This is a genomic window from Streptomyces sp. NRRL S-646, from assembly GCF_000720765.1.
Lineage (GTDB): Bacteria > Actinomycetota > Actinomycetes > Streptomycetales > Streptomycetaceae > Streptomyces.
This window is the reverse complement of the sequence record NZ_JODC01000010.1, coordinates 151,402-169,388: the sequence shown is the minus strand read 5'-3', so window position 1 is coordinate 169,388 and position 17,987 is coordinate 151,402. Positions and strand designations below refer to the sequence as shown.

At 70.7% G+C, this 17,987-nt stretch carries 16 protein-coding genes; 7 read left to right on the top strand and 9 right to left on the bottom strand.

Annotated features, from left to right (window positions below; all coding sequences use genetic code 11):
* Window positions 1-8: 8 nt before the first annotated feature.
* On the bottom strand, window positions 9-731 hold the full coding sequence (locus IH68_RS0126675; protein ID WP_030939766.1) for a hypothetical protein: 723 nt from the start codon (window positions 729-731) through the stop codon (window positions 9-11).
* 150 nt (window positions 732-881) lie between these two features.
* Between IH68_RS0126675 and boxC the strand changes: the two genes are divergently transcribed.
* The 3 genes from boxC to IH68_RS0126660 are packed head-to-tail and all read left to right on the top strand — an operon-like array spanning window position 882 to window position 5,470.
* Window positions 882-2,510: a 2,3-epoxybenzoyl-CoA dihydrolase gene (gene boxC, locus IH68_RS0126670; RefSeq protein ID WP_030939764.1), complete on the top strand. Its 1,629-nt coding sequence runs from the start codon at window positions 882-884 to the stop codon at window positions 2,508-2,510.
* 4 nt (window positions 2,511-2,514) lie between these two features.
* Window positions 2,515-3,936, top strand: a complete 1,422-nt coding sequence (gene boxB / locus IH68_RS0126665; RefSeq protein WP_030939762.1) for a benzoyl-CoA 2,3-epoxidase subunit BoxB — start codon at window positions 2,515-2,517, stop codon at window positions 3,934-3,936.
* 10 nt (window positions 3,937-3,946) lie between these two features.
* Entirely contained in the window at window positions 3,947-5,470 is a 1,524-nt protein-coding gene (locus IH68_RS0126660; protein WP_030939759.1) for a benzoate-CoA ligase family protein, read from the top strand.
* Between the two features lie 120 nt (window positions 5,471-5,590).
* Here IH68_RS0126660 and IH68_RS0126655 read toward each other — a convergent pair whose 3' ends face one another.
* Together IH68_RS0126655 and IH68_RS0126650 are read right to left on the bottom strand one after the other, a co-directional pair.
* The gene (locus IH68_RS0126655; RefSeq protein ID WP_030939758.1) at window positions 5,591-6,436 is read right to left on the bottom strand and encodes a PaaX family transcriptional regulator C-terminal domain-containing protein; all 846 of its coding nucleotides are present in this window, start codon (window positions 6,434-6,436) and stop codon (window positions 5,591-5,593) included.
* A gap of 94 nt (window positions 6,437-6,530) precedes the next feature.
* Window positions 6,531-6,995, bottom strand: coding sequence for a DUF6299 family protein (locus IH68_RS0126650; protein WP_030939756.1), 465 nt, complete (start codon window positions 6,993-6,995; stop codon window positions 6,531-6,533).
* Between the two features lie 224 nt (window positions 6,996-7,219).
* Here IH68_RS0126650 and IH68_RS0126645 point away from each other — a divergent pair, with 224 nt between their 5' ends.
* A complete protein-coding gene (locus tag IH68_RS0126645) occupies window positions 7,220-7,414 on the top strand; it encodes a DUF5999 family protein (RefSeq protein ID WP_030939754.1) in 195 nt (64 codons plus the stop codon).
* A gap of 7 nt (window positions 7,415-7,421) precedes the next feature.
* Here IH68_RS0126645 and IH68_RS0126640 read toward each other — a convergent pair whose 3' ends face one another.
* Window positions 7,422-7,820 carry a RidA family protein gene (locus tag IH68_RS0126640; protein ID WP_030939750.1) on the bottom strand — a complete coding sequence of 133 codons (399 nt, stop codon included), beginning with the start codon at window positions 7,818-7,820 and terminating at the stop codon, window positions 7,422-7,424.
* The gene (locus IH68_RS0126635) at window positions 7,817-8,965 is read right to left on the bottom strand and encodes an acyl-CoA dehydrogenase family protein (protein WP_030939748.1); all 1,149 of its coding nucleotides are present in this window, start codon (window positions 8,963-8,965) and stop codon (window positions 7,817-7,819) included. The genes IH68_RS0126640 and IH68_RS0126635 overlap by 4 nt, the downstream gene beginning before the upstream one ends.
* Before the next feature lie 125 nt (window positions 8,966-9,090).
* Here IH68_RS0126635 and IH68_RS0126630 point away from each other — a divergent pair, with 125 nt between their 5' ends.
* Window positions 9,091-10,755, top strand: a complete 1,665-nt coding sequence (locus IH68_RS0126630) for an AMP-binding protein (protein ID WP_030939746.1) — start codon at window positions 9,091-9,093, stop codon at window positions 10,753-10,755.
* A gap of 15 nt (window positions 10,756-10,770) precedes the next feature.
* Window positions 10,771-11,583 carry a PaaX family transcriptional regulator C-terminal domain-containing protein gene (locus IH68_RS0126625; protein WP_030939744.1) on the top strand — a complete coding sequence of 271 codons (813 nt, stop codon included), beginning with the start codon at window positions 10,771-10,773 and terminating at the stop codon, window positions 11,581-11,583.
* A 35-nt stretch (window positions 11,584-11,618) separates the two neighbouring features.
* Here the strand turns inward: IH68_RS0126625 and IH68_RS0126620 are convergent, their stop codons facing one another.
* Together IH68_RS0126620 and IH68_RS0126615 are read right to left on the bottom strand one after the other, a co-directional pair.
* The gene (locus tag IH68_RS0126620; protein WP_234341600.1) at window positions 11,619-13,997 is read right to left on the bottom strand and encodes a bifunctional salicylyl-CoA 5-hydroxylase/oxidoreductase; all 2,379 of its coding nucleotides are present in this window, start codon (window positions 13,995-13,997) and stop codon (window positions 11,619-11,621) included.
* Window positions 13,994-14,821: an enoyl-CoA hydratase family protein gene (locus IH68_RS0126615; RefSeq protein WP_030939740.1), complete on the bottom strand. Its 828-nt coding sequence runs from the start codon at window positions 14,819-14,821 to the stop codon at window positions 13,994-13,996. The genes IH68_RS0126620 and IH68_RS0126615 overlap by 4 nt, the downstream gene beginning before the upstream one ends.
* 323 nt (window positions 14,822-15,144) lie before the next feature.
* Between IH68_RS0126615 and IH68_RS0126610 the strand changes: the two genes are divergently transcribed.
* On the top strand, window positions 15,145-15,600 hold the full coding sequence (locus tag IH68_RS0126610; RefSeq protein WP_030939737.1) for an ATP-binding protein: 456 nt from the start codon (window positions 15,145-15,147) through the stop codon (window positions 15,598-15,600).
* Between the two features lie 15 nt (window positions 15,601-15,615).
* On the opposite strand, the gene argF is transcribed toward IH68_RS0126610, so the two are convergent.
* Both argF and IH68_RS0126600 read right to left on the bottom strand, forming a co-directional pair.
* Window positions 15,616-16,623, bottom strand: a complete 1,008-nt coding sequence (argF, locus tag IH68_RS0126605; RefSeq protein ID WP_030939736.1) for an ornithine carbamoyltransferase — start codon at window positions 16,621-16,623, stop codon at window positions 15,616-15,618.
* Window positions 16,624-16,695: 72 nt separating this feature from the next.
* Window positions 16,696-17,919 carry an arginine deiminase gene (locus IH68_RS0126600; protein WP_030939734.1) on the bottom strand — a complete coding sequence of 408 codons (1,224 nt, stop codon included), beginning with the start codon at window positions 17,917-17,919 and terminating at the stop codon, window positions 16,696-16,698.
* Window positions 17,920-17,987 lie beyond the last annotated feature (68 nt).

The following is a 17,987-nucleotide window of genomic DNA, read 5'->3' as shown; positions in this document are numbered from 1 at the left end:
CCACCGCCTCACCCGTGGTACAGGACCCGCACGACGAGCGTGTCGGCCGGCAGGGCGTCGAGGTAGTCGTTGAAGTGGCGGCGCCGCTCGGCGTTCGCGACGTCCAGCCAGTGGCCGTCCAGGGTCAGCAGGGCGTTCGAGGGCAGGGCCTTGTCGGCGGCTGACCGTACGTACGCTTCGACGTCACCGGTCAGGCGGGCGACCGGGTTGCCGCCGATCAGCTCCTCAAGATCGGGGTTGTTGCCGAGCGCCACGATGACCGGCTGGGTGCGGTAGTCCTCCAGGAGCTGTGCCCGCGGGTAGCCCTCGGGGTCGGCGAAGTGCCTGGCCCAGAAATGGCTCGACGGCAGGGCGGGCGGATAGGCGGCGGAGAAGTCCTGCCACGCTTCGAACGCCCGCCGCGCCTGAGCAGCCGCCTGCGCACGCGGCGTTTCGAGATCCAGCAGCGCGCGTGGCCCGCCGTCGCACAGTGACGGCGGGACATTGCGCGGCGCTCCGGACAGGGCTTTGGCGCCCCGGATGAGGCGCGGGTCGTCCTCATGGCCGGGGACGACCAGGAACTCGCAGCCCCGGCCGTCGATCTGCCAGTAGTCCCACCAGGTCTCGACGTCCGGATCGCCCACTCCGGCGTCACGGTTGTAGTCGTAGGGCGCCATGGCCGCGCCGATGGCCTCGACGACGTCCCCCGGATCGCACGGGGGAACGCACACCGTCACTCGCTCTTTCGCCATGGCCCTTTCCTCGGTCTCTTCCCGACACTCACGATCACATCATCGTCGTTTCGGCCCCCTCTTTTTGTTCTACAGAACCTTGACGCACTGATGTTCTTCTGTAGACCATCGAGCTATCGGTACCCGCACCGGCGCGAGGAGGCGCTCGGCATGGTGGTGGTGTCCTTCGACCGGAGTCCCAAGACGTACCGGCACTGGAAACTGTGGACCGACGGGCCGGTCGCCTGGCTCGAACTGGACGTCGACGAGCAGGGCGGTCTGGTTCCGGGGTACGAGCTGAAGCTCAACTCCTACGACCTGGGCGTCGACATCGAGCTGTACGACGCGCTGCAGCGGCTGCGGTTCGAGCACCCCGAGGTGCGGGCGGTGGTGGTGACCAGCGCCAAGGAGAAGGTCTTCTGCGCCGGGGCGAACATCCGGATGCTCGCGGCCTCCCCGCACGCGTGGAAGGTGAACTTCTGCAAGTTCACGAACGAGACCCGCAATGGCATGGAGGATGCCTCCGAGTACTCGGGGCTCACCTTCATCGCCGCGGTCAACGGCCCTTGCGCGGGCGGCGGTTACGAGCTCGCGCTCGCGTGCGACCGGATCCTGCTGATCGACGACAACTCCTCGACGGTGGCGCTTCCCGAGGTGCCGCTCCTCGGGGTGCTGCCCGGCACGGGCGGGCTGACCCGGCTGACCGACAAGCGCCGGGTGCGCAAGGACCTGGCCGACGTCTTCGCCACCCGCAGTGACGGTGTGCGGGGCAAGACGGCGGTGGACTGGCGGCTGGTGGACGAGGTCGTGCCGCGGCGGGAGTTCCGTGCGGTCGTCGAGCAGCGGGCGAGGGAGGCGGCTGCCCGCAATCCCCGTCCGGCGGATGTTCAGGGGATCCGACTCGACCCGCTGGAAAGGGAGTTCAATGAGCAAGGGGTCTTCTATCGGTATGTGCGGGCCGAGTTCGACCGTCCCGCCGGGGTCGTCCACCTCACCGTACGAGGACCCGAAGACGACAGCGGGGACGGCTGGCTGCTCACCCTCACCCGCGAACTCGACGACGTGATCCTGCACCTGAGGACGAATGAGCCCGAGCCGGGCACCTGGGTACTGCGCACCGAGGGCGACCCCGCGCTCGTACTCGCGCATGAACAGCGGCTGTTGAGCACGAGGGACCACTGGCTGGCGAACGAGATCCTGCACTACTACAAGCGCACCCTGAAGCGGCTGGACGTCACCAGCCGCAGTCTCGTCGCGCTGATCGAGCCGGGCAGCTGCTTTGCGGGTCTGCTGCTGGAGCTCGCCCTGGCCTGCGATCTGCAGTACATGCTGGACGGACCGCCGATCGAGGACCCGGACAGCGGGAAGAGGGCGCAACTCGCCCTGTCCGAGGCCAACTTCGGGGTCTTCCCCATGGGCAACGGGCTGTCCCGGCTCCAGTCCCGGTTCTACGGCCGGGACGACCACCTCGACTGGCTGCGCCGGGAGGCCGGGCAGCCGCTGAGCGCCGCCCAGGCACGCGAACTGGGACTCGTCACCGACGCGCCCGACGACATCGACTGGGAGGACGAGGTCCGGCTCGTCCTGGAGCAGCGGGCGGCGCTGAGCCCGGACGCGCTGACCGGGATGGAGGCCAACCACCGGTTCGTCGGACCGGAAACCATGGAGACCAAGATCTTCGGTCGGCTCAGCGCATGGCAGAACTGGATCTTCGTACGCCCCAACGCCTCGGGTCCGGAAGGTGCGTTGCGCCGCTACGGCACCGGGCAGCGGGCGGTCTACGACCGGAAGCGAGTGTGACCCGATGCCCACGGACATCGACTACGACTCCAAGATCCCCAACAATGTCGGCCTCGCCGACGACCGCCGGCTGCAGCGCGCCCTGGAGGGCTGGCAGCCCAAGTTCCTCGGCTGGTGGGGCGAGATGGGCCCGGCGCTGGAGAACCACGGCGTCTATCTGCGGACGGCCGTGTCGGTCGGACGGGACGGCTGGGCGCACTTCGACCATGTCAACGTGCCCGACTACCGGTGGGGCATCTTCCTGGCGGAGCCCACCCCCGACCGGCGCGTGGCCTTCGGGGAGCACAAGGGCGAGCCGGTGTGGCAGCAGGTGCCCGGCGAGTACCGCGCCGATCTGCAGCGGCTGATCGTCGTCCAGGGCGACACCGAGCCCGCCTCGGTGGAGCAGCAGCGCCTGCTGGGGCTGAGCGCGCCGAGCCTGTACGACCTGCGCAACCTCTTCCAGGTCAACGTGGAGGAGGGGCGGCATCTGTGGGCGATGGTGTACCTCCTGCACGCCTACTTCGGGCGGGAGGGCCGTGACGAGGCGGAGGCGCTGCTGCACCGCAACTCCGGCAGCCCCGACTCGCCGCGCATTCTCGGCGCGTTCAACGAGGAGACCGCCGACTGGCTCGCCTTCTACATGTTCACGTACTTCACCGACCGGGACGGCAAGTACCAGCTCGGCTCGCTGAAGGAGAGCGCCTTCGATCCGCTGTCGCGGACCTGCACCTTCATGCTGAAGGAGGAGGCCCACCACATGATGGTCGGGACGACCGGCGTCGACCGGGTGGTCACCAGGAGCGCCCAACTCGCCCGCGAACACGACACGTCGGACATCGCCGCCTGCGGCGGCATCCCGCTCGACGTCGTCCAGAAGTACATCAACTTCCACTACACGGTGTCCCTGGACCTGTTCGGCAGCGAGACCTCCACCAACGCGGCGAACTACTACACCGCGGGGCTCAAGGGCCGCTGGCAGGAGGAGCGGCGCAAGGACGACCACCGGCTCACCGACGACGGCGTCCGGTTGGACAAGCCGGACGGCGACGCTTCCTGGGCGGTCGACGAGGTCCCGGCCCTGCTCGCCCTCAATCTCGACCTGCGCGACGAGTACATCGCCGACTGCAGGACCGGCGTCAACCGCTGGAACCGCATCCTCGACGAGCACGGCATCGACTTCCGGCTGCAGCTCCCGCACCCCGGCTTCAACCGCCACGTCGGCCTCGCCGCCGGACACCACATCACGCCCGACGGCACCATCGTCGACGAGAAGACCTGGGAGGCGAGCCGCGACCACTGGCTGCCGACCACCGAGGACCTGGCGTTCGTACGGTCGTTGATGCAGCCCGTGTACGAGCGCGGGAAGATCGCGAGCTGGGTGGCGCCGCCGGTGAACGGCATCAACGGCAAACCGTTCGACTACGAGTACGTACGACTGGTGTGAGGCGGCCCTGATGCCCGAGCTGTTCAACGCGGCGGACTGGCTGGTCGACCGGCAGGTGAGGGACGGGAACGGCGGCCGCACGGCCGTCGTCACGCCCACCCGGAGCCTGACCTACGAAGAGCTGTCCGGCGAGGTCCGGCGGGTGGCCGCCGGGCTGCGTGCCCTCGGGGTACGGCCCGAGGAGCGTGTCCTGTTCTGCATGGCGGACGACATCGAACTGTTCACCGGCATCCTCGCCGCCTTCCGCATCGGCGCGGTGGCCGTGCCCGCCTCGACCATGCTCACCGGCGGCGAACTGGGCAGGCTGATGGCGGACTGCCGTAGCCGAGTGGTGCTGGGGTCGGCGGAGTTCGCCGCCGTGGTGCGGTCGGCGGTGCAGGAGGCCCCGGAGGTCGAACGACTCGTACTGGGCGACGACTGGCAGCAGTTGCAGACCTCCGGCGCGGACGGCACGACGTACGCCACCTGGCCGGACTCCCCCGCCCTGTGGCTCTACACGTCCGGCACCACGGGCACGCCCAAGGCGGCGATGCACCGGCACGCCGACATCGCGTTCGTGGCGGAGAACTACGGGCGGCAGGTGCTGGGCATCGGCCCCGAGGACCGGTGTCTGTCGGTCGCCAAGCTGTTCTTCGCGTACGGCCTCGGCAACTCGATGTTCTTCCCGCTGGCCGCCGGCGGGACGGCCCTGCTGGAGCCTGCGCGGCCCTCGCCCGCGCTGTTCGCCAAGCGGGCGGCGGCCGACCGGGCCACCGTCCTGTTCGGCGTGCCCGGCTTCCTCGGCGCGCTGCTCGCGAGCCCCGACATTCCCGACGACGCCTTCGCGACCGTACGCGTGGGTGTCTCGGCCGGTGAGGCACTTCCGGCACGGATCCACCGGGGAATGCGGGAGCGGTTCGGCGTGGAGGTCCTGGACGGGATCGGGTCGACCGAACTGCTGCACATCTTCATCTCCAACCGGCAGGGGCGGGTCCACCCCGGTTCCTCCGGCGAACCTGTTCCGGGGTACGCCGTGGAGTTGCGGGACGTGGACGGCCGCGTCGTGGAGGGCGCGGACACGCCCGGCGAGCTGTATGTGCGCGGGGCGTCCGCCGCCACCGGCTACTGGTGCCGGGCCGAGACCAGCCGGCAGGTCTTCCTCGGCGAGTGGGTGCGCACCGGCGACACGTACGTCCGCAACGGCGACGGCACCTACACCTGCCTGGGGCGCACCAACGACCTGCTGAAAGCGGGCGGGATCTGGGTGTCGCCCGCCGAGGTCGAGGAGCGGCTGCTGGCCCATCCCGACGTGGCCGAGGCCGCAGTGGTCGGGGCGCGGGACGCGGACGGCCTGGACAAGCCGGTCGCGTGCGTGGTGCCGAGCGCCGGCCGCGAGGTCGACGGGGCTGCACTCATCGCCTGGTGCCGGGAAGGCCTGGCCGCCTTCAAGCGACCGCGTGCGGTCATCGCACTGCCCGAACTGCCCCGGACGCCCACGGGCAAGATCCGCCGCAATGTACTGAGGGAGATGATCCGGTCAGATGGTGGGGCGTGATCGGCGATCCCGTCTGCGGGTGCGTCGTGGCTGGTCGCGCCCACGCGGCGGAGCCGCACATTGATACTGCCCCGCGCCCCTTACAAGCCGCTGCCGAACTGTACCCGGCTTCACCACGTTCTAGCCCTCAAGCTCCTCCCACCGCCGTCGCGCTGCTGTGCTCCATTCCCCGTGCTTGCCATGGAACAGCTCCGTCGCCCTGGCGCCGCTCCACCCCGCGGGGAGCAGTTCCGGAGGGAGCCGCGGGTCCAGGAACGGGAAGCGGCGCCACTCGTGCACCAGCATGGTCAGGTCGTGCAGGACGGCGTCGCCGTCCGCCGGGTGCAGGCCGGTGAACTCGGCGATGAACGCCTCGTACCGCTCCTCCACCTCGCTCAGGTCCCAGGCACGGGCGACCATGGCGGCCTCGCTGCCCACGGCGCCGTAGGCCGCGGTGAAGGACATCGCGCCGTCGGCCAGTCCGAGTTCCTTCAGGACGCCCAGCGCCTCCGCCTCACGGTCGGTACGGGGCGTGATCCATACGCCGGGCTCCGGGGAGCCGAAGCCGGCCCAGCTGAGCCGGGTGCGGAGGCGGTGCCGCAGGTCGCGCTTGGACTCCGGCACGGAGACGAGGACCACCAGCCAGGTGCCGTCCCAGACGCGCTCCCCGCTGCCGAAGTCGTAGATGCGCTGCGCTCCCTCGGTCAGCAGCCGCCGCCCGGGAGGGGTGAGCGCCCAGCGCACCCGGCGGCCCACCCGCTCCGAGGCCAGCCAGCCCTCAGCGGCCGTGCGGGCGAGCGCCTGGCGGGCCGACTTCTCCTCGATCCCGAACAGTGCCAGGGTCTCGACCAGGGCGGACGTCCACACCGGGCGATCGCGGGGCAGGACGTACTCGCCGAGCAGGGTCATCAGCAGCGACCGGGCGCTCGTGTCACCGACCTCCCGGCGGCGGCTGACCACCGGCCGTGCGGATGCGTCCTTCGGCATGCCTACACAATATCTTGTCGTTGCGCGACCTATCCGTAGAGTGTCGAGCGTGTGCGCGCCGCCGGGCGGGTCCGGCGGCGCGAACTCGTGGTGGTCAGCCCTTGGCCAGGATGACCTCGTGCCGCTCGTCGGCGTGGATGCGGGGCAGCGGCAGGATGCCCTCGAAGCGGAGTTCCGCGACCGTGGCCTCCACGCTGACCTTGCCCGGGCCGATGGCCGGCGACGGTCTGCTGGTGTTCTCCCAGCGGTGTGTCACACCGTCGCACACGGCGACCGTGCCGCCGATGCCCTGGATCAGGGTCGAGGTGCCGTGGGTCGCGGAGGCCTTCGTGGTGCTCACGGAGGAGCTGACGAAGGCCGCGCCCGTGCTGTCCGTGCAGCGGTAGGTGCCGGAGAGGGTGACGGTGCCGTCCGCGGAGACGTGGCCCGTCGGGTCGACGGTCACCGTCTCCTCCAGCTCCACGGCCGCGGTCCTGTACGGGGCCGCGGTCACGGCGGGAGCGGCGAGCAGGAGCAGGGCAGCACCGGCGGCGAGAGCCAGGGCGGGTCGCTTGTTCATGGGAAACCTCCTGTAGGTGGGCTTCCACTGGTACCCGGCGGGCGTGCCCACGGCCGTGACCGTCACCCACTCGGTGGCGAGTCCGCCCCGACGGTCCTGGAACCGTCCTGGTGTTGTCCGCGTGTTGTCACGCTTCACGTCCGGCCGTTCCGATGAGTTCGGGACGGGAGGATGGTCTACCCATAGGGACCGGCGGACGGTCCCGACCGACGTGGAGGTGCGCCATGTGTTCCCACCAGACTTCGTGCCCTTCCTTCGACGAGCTCGCCGTGCACGTCGTCGCCGCCCACCCCGAGCAGGGCTGGAGCCTCCTGTGCGACGGCGCGATCGTGTTCGACGACAGCGGTGAGCTGACGCCCGACGGCAGGGCCGTCGCACCGCACCGGCTGCCGGCCGAGCGGCCGGCCGTCGCGGCGTGAGCCCCGCTCAGGGCAGTACCGCGAACCCGTCGAGCTCGATCATCGCCTCCTCGTCCCACAGGCGTACGACCTCCACGACCGCCATCGCCGGGTAGTCACGGCCCGCCAACTCCCGCCAGATACGCCCCAGTTCGGGGGCGTGGGTGCGGTAGGCGGCGACATCCGTGGCGTAGGCCGTGACGCGGGCGAGGTCCGCGGGAGTGCCGCCCGCCGCGCTCAGGGCCGCGAGGAGACTGGTGAGGGCCCGCTCGAACTGCTCGGGCAGGGTGTCGCCGACGACTTTCCCGTCGGCGTCCAGAGCGGTCTGGCCGGCCAGGAAGACGATCCGGGTGCCGGTGGCGACGACGGCGTGCGAGAAGCCGGTCGCCGGGGAGAGGTCGGGCGGATTGACGCGCTCCGTGCTCACCGTGGTTCCTCCGTTGCCTCCGCGTCGGCGTACAACTCCTTGGCGATGATGCCGCGTTGGACCTCGCTCGCGCCCTCGTAGATGCGGGGGGCGCGCACCTCGCGGTAGAGGTGTTCGAGGAGGTGGCCGCGGCGCAGGGCGCGGGCACCGTGCAGCTGGACGGCCTGGTCGACGACGTACTGCGCGGTCTCTGTGGCGAGCAGCTTCGCCATCGCCGCGCGCTTCGGGACACCGGGGGTGTTCTCGTCGTAGGCGGTCGCCGCCGCATACACCATGAGGCGGGCCGCCTCGGTGCGCAGCGCCATCTCGGCGACCTGGTGGGCGACGGTCTGCAGGTCCTTCAACTTGCCGCCGAACGCGTCCCGCCGGGACGTGTGGGCGAGGGTCGCATCCAGCGCCGCCTGCGCCATGCCGACGGCGAACGCGCCGACGCTGGGGCGGAAGAGGTTGAGGGTGCCCATCGCGACCCGGAAGCCCCGGTCGACCTCGCCGAGCACGTCGTCCGCGGTGACGGGAACGGCATCGAAGTCGAGGGCGCCGATGGGGTGCGGCGAGAGCATGTCGAGAGCCCTGCCGGTCAGGCCGGGACGGTCGGCGGGCACCAGGAAGGCGGTGACGCCGCGGGCGCCGGCGCCGGGGGTGGTGCGCGCGAAGACGGTGTAGAAGTCGGCCTCGGGGGCGTTGGAGATCCAGCACTTCTCCCCGGTGAGCCGCCAGCGGTCGGGGCCGTCGGAACCGGCGGTCAGCGACAGCGCCGCCGCATCCGACCCGGCCCCCGGCTCGCTCAGCGCGAACGCGGCGACCGCGCTCCCCTCGCTCACCCGGGGCAGCCAGCGCTCCCGCTGGGCCGGTGTGCCGTACGCATGGACCGGGTGGGCGCCCAGCCCCTGCAGCGCAAGGGCAGTCTCCGCCTCCGTGCAGGCGTACGCGAGCGACTCCCGCATCAGACAGAGGTCGAGGGCCCCCGAGGTGAACAGCCTCTCCAGGAGGCCGAGTTGGCCCAGTTCGGCGATCAGGGGGCGGTTGACGTGCCCCGGCTCGCTCTTCTCCGCCTTCTCCACGAGCGGGCGCAGCCGTTCGGCGGCGAGGGCGCGCAGCTCGGCACACCAGGCGGTTTGTACGGGATCGAGCGAGAATACGGGCATTGGCGGTCCCCTTTCTCGACATGACCCCTCGACGATATCGCGCACCGTTGACTGTCGTCACCAACACGATACGCTCGAAGCGCGAGCCCACCAGGACGCCCACAACGGCAAGGGGGCGCACCGCCATGAACGTCTCGGCCCACGTCGACACCTTCGCGCGCGACCACCTCCCGCCGCCCGAGGAGTGGCCGGAACTCCGGTTCGACCTGCCGGAGCTCCGTTACCCCGATCGGCTGAACTGCGCCGCCGAACTGCTGGACCACGCCGACCCCGGCCGCCCGGTGTTCCACACCCCTGCCGGGCCTTCGTGGACGTACGGCGACCTGCGTGCCCGCGTCGACCGCATCGCCCATGTCCTGACGGGGGACCTCGGCATCCTCCCCGGCAACCGCGTCCTGCTGCGCGGCCCGACCACGCCCTGGCTCGCGGCCTGCTGGCTGGCGGTGCTGAAGGCGGGCGGGGTGGCGGTCACCGTGCTGGCCCAGCAGCGGCCGCACGAGCTGGAAGTGATATGTGACATGGCACTGATCCGGCACGCCCTGTGCGACATACGCGCCGTCGACGACCTCGCCAAGGCCGAGATACCGGGCCTGCAGATCACGACGTACGGCGGCGACGCCCCCGACGACCTCCTGCACCGCACGGCGCCCGACACCCCGTACCCCACCGTCGCCACGGCGGCCGACGACGTCGCGCTGATCGCGTTCACGTCGGGCACGACCGGCCGCCCCAAGGGGTGCATGCACTTCCACCGGGATGTGCTCGCCATAGCCGACACCTTCGCCAAGCATGTCCTGCAGCCCCAGGCGGACGACGTCTTCGCGGGCAGCCCGCCGCTCGGCTTCACCTTCGGGCTCGGCGGTCTTGTCGTCTTCCCGATGCGGGTCGGCGCCAGCGCGCTGCTGCTCGAACAGGCCCATCCCCAGCAGTTGTTGGCGGCGGTCGCCGAGCACCGGGTCTCCGTGCTGTTCACCGCGCCGACGGCCTACCGGGCGATGCTCGACGAGCTCGACGCCCACGACACCTCGTCGCTGCGCCGCTGCGTCTCGGCCGGCGAGAACCTGCCCGCGGCCACCTGGCAGGCCTGGTACGAGCGGACCGGGCTGCGCATCATCAACGGCATCGGCGCCACCGAACTGCTGCACATCTTCATCTCCGCGGCCGACGAGCAGATCAGGCCCGGCACGACGGGCTTGCCCGTACCCGGCTGGCACGCGCGCGTGCAGGACGAGACCGGCCGGCCCGTCCCCGACGGGCAGCCGGGGCTGCTCGCCGTACGCGGGCCCGTCGGCTGCCACTACCTCACCGACCCGCGCCAGCGCGTCTACGTGCGCGACGGCTGGAACGTCACCGGTGACACATACGTTCGCGAAAGCGACGGCTACTTCCGCTATGTCGCCCGCGCCGACGACATGATCATCTCGGCCGGGTACAACATCGCGGGACCGGAGGTGGAGGACGCCCTGCTGCGCCACCCGGACGTGGTGGAGACGGCCGTCGTGGGACGGCCCGACGAGGCGCGCGGACAGGTCGTCGTGGCGTACGTCGTCCTCAAGGAGGGCGCCGAGCGGGACGCCGAACCCCTGCGCGCCTTCGTCAAGTCCGAGCTGGCGCCGTACAAGTGCCCACGCGAGATCGTCTTCCTGGACGCCCTGCCCCGCACGGCGACCGGCAAGCTGCAGCGCTTCAGACTGCGCACGGACCGTGACACCCGACCTGACGCCGAAGGAGCCGTCGCGGGTGTCATCGAAGGTGTCGTCGAACGGGACACCGAAAGTGACCAGCACTGATGCCGAAGACCTAAGATGATCAACGTGTCCGACCAGCATGCACCACGGTCTCTCATCGTCACGCTCTACGGCGCGTACGGCCGCTTCGCGCCGGGCCCCGTGCCCGTCGCCGAACTGATCCGGCTGCTTGCCGCGGTCGGCGTGGACGCGCCCTCCGTGCGCTCGTCGGTCTCCCGCCTCAAACGCCGCGGACTACTGCTGCCGGGCCGTACGGCGCAGGGCGCCGCCGGGTACGAACTGTCGCCGGACGCCCGCCAGTTGCTCGACGACGGCGACCGGCGCATCTACGCGACCGCCCCGCCCGAGGACGAGGGCTGGGTGCTCGCCGTGTTCTCCGTACCGGAGTCGGAGCGGCAGAAGCGGCACGTGCTGCGCTCCCGGCTGGCGGGGCTCGGGTTCGGCACGGCTACGCCCGGGGTGTGGATCGCCCCCGCCCGGCTGTACGAGGAGACCCGGCACACGCTGCAGCGGCTGCACCTCGACCCGTACGTGGACCTGTTCCGCGGCGAGCACCTCGGGTTCGCGGCGACCGAGGAGGCGGTCGCCCGCTGGTGGGACCTGGCCGCGATCGCCAAGGAGCACGAGGCGTTCCTCGACCGGCACGCGCCCGTGCTGCACGAGTGGGAGCACCGGGTGGACACCCCGCCCGAGGAGGCCTACCGCGACTACCTCCTCGCCCTCGACTCCTGGCGCCACCTCCCCTACACCGACCCCGGCCTGCCCGCCGGCCTCCTCCCCGAGGACTGGCCCGGCGTCCGCTCGGCCGCCGTCTTCCGGGAGCTGCATGCACGGCTGAGGGACGCGGGGGCCGAGTTCGCGGGCGTGTGACGGCGCGGCCGCAGGGAATCCGCGTCGGTATCTCCTCAAGTCCCCAGCGTCAGGCGGGGCTTGGGGGCATCCGTGCGGCCGGTCTGGGGGCGGCGGCTGCCCGCGCGGTACGGGGCCGGCCAGACGACACCGGGGCCGTCGTAGCCCTGCTCGGCCGCCGCGTGCAGGGTCCAGTGGGGGTCGTAGAGGTGGGGGCGGGCGAGGGCGCAGAGGTCCGTGCGGCCTGCCAGGATCAGGGAGTTGACGTCGTCCCAGGAGGAGATCGCTCCGACCGCGATCACCGGGAGGCCGGTGGTGTGGCGGATGCGGTCCGCGTACGGCGTCTGGTACGAGCGACCGAACTCCGGGTGGTCGTCGGCCACGACCTGCCCGGTCGACACGTCGATGGCGTCGACGCCGTGCGCGGCGAAGGCGCGGGCGATCTCGACGGCGTCCTCGGCCGTCGTGCCGCCCTCGGCCCAGTCGGTGGCCGAGATGCGGACGGTCATGGGCTTCTCCTCGGGCCAGACCCCGCGTACGGCGTCGAAGACCTCCAGTGGGAAGCGGAGTCGTTTCTCCAGCGAGCCGCCGTAGGCGTCGGTGCGGCGGTTGGTGAGCGGGGAGAGGAAGCCGGAGAGTAGATAGCCGTGGGCGCAGTGGAGTTCGAGGAGGTCGAAGCCCGCACGGGCGGCCCGCCAGGCGGCGGCCGTGAACTGCTCGCGGATGTCGGTGAGTTGGGCGCGGGTCAGCTCGCGCGGGGTCTGGCTGTCCGGCTTGTACGGCAGCGGGGAGGCGGCCACCAGGGGCCAGTTGCCGTCGGGCAGCGGTTCGTCCATGCCCTCCCACATCAGCTTGGTCGAGCCCTTGCGTCCGGAGTGGCCGAGCTGCACGCCGATCGCGGTGCCGGGCGACTGGGCGTGCACGAACTCGGTGATCCGTTTCCAGGAGTCCGCCTGCCGGCCGGTGTAGAGGCCGGTGCAGCCGGGGGTGATCCGGCCCTCCGCGCTGACGCACACCATCTCGGTCATCACCAGGCCGGCGCCGCCGAGGGCACGGGCGCCCAGGTGGACGAGGTGGAAGTCGCCGGGGATGCCGTCGACCGCCGAGTACATGTCCATGGGCGAGACCACGACCCGGTTGCGCAGGGTCAGACCGCGCAGCCGGAACGGGGTGAACATGGGCGGCGTACCGGGCGGACAGCCGAACTCTCGCTCCACCGCTCCGGTGAAGCGGGCGTCGCGCAGGCGCAGGTTGTCATGGGTGACGCGGCGGCTGCGGGTGAGCAGGTTGAAGGCGAACTGGCGGGGCGGCTGGTCGAGGTGGAGCCCCAGGTTCTCGAACCACTCCAGGCTGGCGCGGGCCGCGCGCTGGGTGGAGGCGACGACGGGCTTGCGCTCCGCCTCGTAGGCGGTCAACGCCTCGGCCAGTGTGGGCTGTTCCTCCAGACAGGCGGCGAGGGCGAGGGCGTCCTCGACGGCGAGCTTGGTGCCGGAGCCGATGGAGAAGTGGGCGGTGTGGGCGGCGTCGCCGAGCAGGACCACGTTGCCGTGGGACCAGCGCTCGTTGACGACCGTACGGAAGGTGGTCCACGCCGACTTGTTGGAGCGCAGCGGGCGGCCGCGGAGCGCCTCCGCGAAGATCTTGGCGCAGCGTTCGACGGACTCCGTCTCGTCGAGGTCCTCGAAACCGGCGGCACGCCACACGTCCTCGTGCATCTCGACGATCACCGTCGAGGCGTCGGGGGCGTATGGGTAGCCGTGCAGCTGCATCACGCCGTGTTCGGTCTCGGCGATCTCGAAGCGGAAGGCGTCGAAGGCGAAGTCGGCGGCGAGCCAGATGTAGCGGCAGTGGTGGGTGGCGACCTGGGGGCCGAACACATCGGCGTATGCCTCGCGGGTGCTGCTGTTGACTCCGTCGGCGGCGATGACCAGGTCGTATGCCTGTGCCAGCCAGTCGGGGTACGGGGCCTCGGAACGGAAGCGCAGGTCGACGCCCAGGCTTCGGCAGCGGTCGTGCAGTATCTCCAGGAGGCGTTTTCTGCCGAGTGCGGCGAAACCGTGTCCTGAGGAGGTCTGGCGGGTGCTTCGGTGGACGATGTCGATGTCGTCCCAGCGGATGAAGTCCTTCTGGAGGGCCTCGTAGACGACGGGGTCGGCGTGTTCGATGCCGCCGAGGGTTTCGTCGGAGAGGACTACTCCGAAGCCGAAGGTGTCGTCGGGGGCGTTGCGTTCCCAGAGGGTGACCTGCCGGTCGGGGGCGAGGCGTTTGAGGAGGGCGGCGGCGTACAGGCCACCGGGGCCGCCGCCGATGATCGCGACTCGTAGGGGGTGGCTGAGCTCCGTAGGCGAGTGCGAGTTCGTCGTGGCTGGTCGCGCCCGCGCGGCGGTAGCCGCAGATTCAACACAGCCCCGCGCCTCTAGGGGGGTCATGGTCATCGTCCCCTCCATTTGGGAGGGCGCTTTTCCTTGAACGACGCGTGGAACTCTGCGTAGTCCTCGCCGTTCATCAGGAGGGCCTGGGTGGAGGCGTCGAGTTCCACGGCGGCCGCCAGCGGCATGTCCAGCTCGGCCGTCAGTAGCGCCTTCGTCTGTGCGTACGCCAGGGCCGGGCCGTCGGCCAGGCGGCGGGCGAGCTCCTGCGCGGCTTCGTCCGCCCCGCCCTCGTCCGTCACTTCGCTGATCAGGCCGATGCGCTCCGCCTCGGGGGCGCGGACCGGTTCGCCGAGCATCAGGAGGCGGGTGGCGTGGCCCAGGCCGACGACCCTGGGCAGCAGATAGGCCGCACCCATGTCGCCGCCGGACAACCCGACCCGGGTGAACAGGAACGCGAAGCGAGCCGTCGGGTCCGCGACCCGGAAATCCGCCGCCAGGGCGAGGACCGCCCCCGCACCCGCCGCCACCCCGTGCACCGCCGCGATCACCGGGAACGGGCACTCCCGTATCGCCCGCACGGTCTGGCCGGTCATCCGGTTGAAGTCGAGGAGCTGGGCGGTGTCCATGGACAGGGTCGCGCCGATGATCTCGTCGACGTCGCCGCCCGAGCAGAAGCCGCGGCCCTCGCCGGCCAGCACCAGGGCCCGTACGGACCGCTCGCGGGAGAGCTCGGCGAGCAGGTCGCGCAGGTCGGCGTAGGCGCCGAAGGTGAGCGCGTTGAGTTTCTCGGGGCGGGCGAGGGTGACCGTGGCGACCCCGTCGGCGTGCTCCACGCGCAGATGCCGCCAGTCGGAGGTGCGGGCGGCGGAGCCGGTGAAGGGACTCATGACGTGCGGCCTCCTCGGGGGGCGGGCGCTGCCTCACTGAGCTCTACCCTTCGAAGCTATCACCCATCCGTGACTGTCGTCACGACGGCGCGATAGAACTCCTTCGGTGGAGTGCGGACATCACCGCGGATCCGACCCGGCGCGGTCACTTTCGTCACGGCTCGTCGACAGGGAGGCAACGGTGGGAGCGGCGCTGCGAGGCAAGCCGTTGCTACGGGTAAGCCGCCCGTCAGCGGGGCCGAAGGTCCCGCACGGTGCCCGTCGGGCGTGACGTCGGGCGGCGCCGTACCATTCGTAAAAGTTGAAAGCAGGACAGCCTGCTCATGAACGGACCCGCCTTGTACGACCGCCCCTCTGCCTCCGCCGCCTCCTGGCGCATCGCGCTGCCGCACTCCGCCGCGGCCGTGCCCGTGGCCCGTGCTCTCGTGCGCACGGCGCTGGCCGAGCTGGAGCACGGGGCCGACTGCGGCACCGCAGAACTGCTCACGGCGGAGCTGGTCGCGAACGCCGTGGAGCACACCGTCGGTGACTCCCCGATAGAGCTCGTGGTGGAGCTGCTGCCGAGCGGCTGCCAGGTCGAGGTGCACGACCCCGACCCGATGCCGCCCTTCGATCTCACCTGCCCGGGTGCTCAGCCGCCCGACCCCTGGCAGGAGCACGGGCGCGGGCTGCTGCTGATCCGCGCGCTCAGTTCGTCCTGCGGTCACCGGCCGACAGCGTCCGGCAAGGCCGTGTGGTTCCGTCTGCCGGTGGTGCCCCAGCAGCGGCGTTCCGCCTGAGTACGGTGCCTGGCGTCACGCCAGGGTCGCGACCAGGACCGCCTTGATGGTGTGCATACGGTTCTCGGCCTCGTCGAAGACCACGGAGTGCTCCGACTCGAACACCTCGTCGGTGACCTCCAGCTCCGTCAGACCGTGCCGCTCGTGGACCTCGCGGCCGACGCGCGTGCCGAGGTCGTGGAAGGCCGGCAGACAGTGCATGAACTTCACGTCGGGGTTGCCGGTGGCGCGCAGCACGTCCATGGTCACGGCATAGGGGCCGAGCAGCGCTATGCGCTCGTCCCAGACCTCCTTGGGCTCCCCCATCGACACCCAGACGTCGGTGGCGACGAAGTCGGCGCCGCGCACGCCCTCCTTCACGTCCTCGGTGAGAGTGACCTGGCCGCCGGAGGCGGCGGCGAGCTGCTGGGCCAACTCGACGATCGTCTCGTCCGGCCACAGCACCCGCGGCGCGACGATACGGACGTCCATGCCGAGCAGGGCGCCCGTCACCAGGTACGAGTTGCCCATGTTGTAGCGGGAGTCGCCGAGGTAGGCGAAGACCATCTCGCTGAGCGGCTTGTCGCTGTGCTCGGTCATGGTGAGCACGTCGGCGAGCATCTGGGTGGGGTGCCACTCGTCGGTGAGGCCGTTGTAGACGGGAACGCCGGCGTATGCGGCCAGCTCCTCGACGACACCCTGACCGTGCCCGCGATACTCGATCGCGTCGTACATCCGCCCCAGCACCCGCGCGGTGTCCTTCACTGACTCCTTGTGCCCGATCTGGGAGCCCGCGGGGTCGAGGTACGTCGTCGAGGCACCCTGGTCGGAGGCGGCGACCTCGAACGCGCAGCGCGTGCGCGTCGAGGTCTTCTCGAAGATCAGCGCGATGTTCCGGCCCCGCAGGTACTGGGTCTCGGTCCCGGCCTTCTTGGCGGCCTTCAGCTCGGCGGCCAGCTCGATCAGGCCGAGGAACTCCTGCTGGGAGAAGTCGAGCTCCTTGAGGAAGTGGCGGCCGGCGAGGGCGGTCGGGACTGTCGCCATGGGGGCGCTCCAGGAATGCGGGGACGTATACCGCTGGAAGTCTATACGATGAATTGCATTTCTATACGGCTCCTATACGGCATCCCGTTCGACCGGACAGCTCATACAGCGCGGGCCGCCCCTGCCCCGGCCCAGTTCGCTGCCGGGGATCTCGATGACCTCGATGCCCTGCTTGCGCAGATGCGTGTTGGTGGTGACGTTGCGTTCGTAGGCGACGACGACGCCCGGCTCGACGGCGAGGACGTTACAGCCGTCGTCCCACTGCTCGCGCTCGGCGGCGTGCACGTCCTGGGTGGCGGTCAGGACCCGGATCTCGCTCAGGCCGAGGGCGGCGGCGATCGCGCGGTGCATGTGCTCCGGCGGGTGGTCGGTGACCTTGAGTTCCTTGTCGCCGGCCCCCGGCTCGATCGTGTACGAGCGGAGCATGCCGAGGCCCGCGTACTGGGTGAAGGTGTCGCCGTCGACCATCGTCATCACGGTGTCGAGATGCATGAAGGCGCGCCGCTTCGGCATGTCGAGGGCCACGATCGTCTGCGCGGAGCCCGCCTCGAACAGCTTGTGCGCCAGCATCTCCACCGCCTGCGGGGTGGTCCGCTCGCTCATGCCGATCAGGACTGCGCCGTTGCCGATGACGAGGACGTCTCCGCCCTCGATGGTGGACGGGTAGTCGGCCTGGCCCTCGGACCAGACGCGGAACGTTTCGTCACGGAAGAGGGGGTGGTGGCGGTAGATCGCCTCGAAGTGGACCGTTTCGCGCTGCCGGGCCGGCCAGCGCATGGCGTTGACACAGACGCCGTCGTAGATCCAGGCGGAGGTGTCGCGGGTGAAGAGGTGATTGGGGAGCGGCGCGAGGAGGAAGTCGTCGAGGTCCATGACATGGAAGCGCACGGAGGTGGGCTCCGCGTGGGCGTCCAGGAACTCGCGTTTGGTCATGCCGCCGACCAGTGCCTCGGCCAGCTCCTGTGCGGGGAGGGTCTCGAAGGCGGCTCTGAGGTGGTCGGTGGCGAGGACGCCGTACTCCTTTTCGTCGAAGACCCGGTCCAGGACGAGCGTTCTGGCCGCCGGGATCTCCAGGGCCTCGGTGAGCAGGTCGCCGAAGAGGTGGACGGCGACCCCGCGGTCACGCAGGACGTCGGCGAAGCCGTCGTGCTCGGCGCGGGCCCGGCGGACCCAGAGCACGTCGTCGAAGAGGAGGGCGTCCTTGTTGCTGGGGGTGAGCCTTTTGAGCTCGAGATCCGGCCGGTGGAGTATGACGCGGCGCAGCCGCCCGGCCTCGGAGTCGACATGCATTCCCATGCCTCCATCCTGACCATCGGGGGGCCTCTTGACCCGCCGGTCGGCGGTTTCTTCGCCTTCTTGTTTTC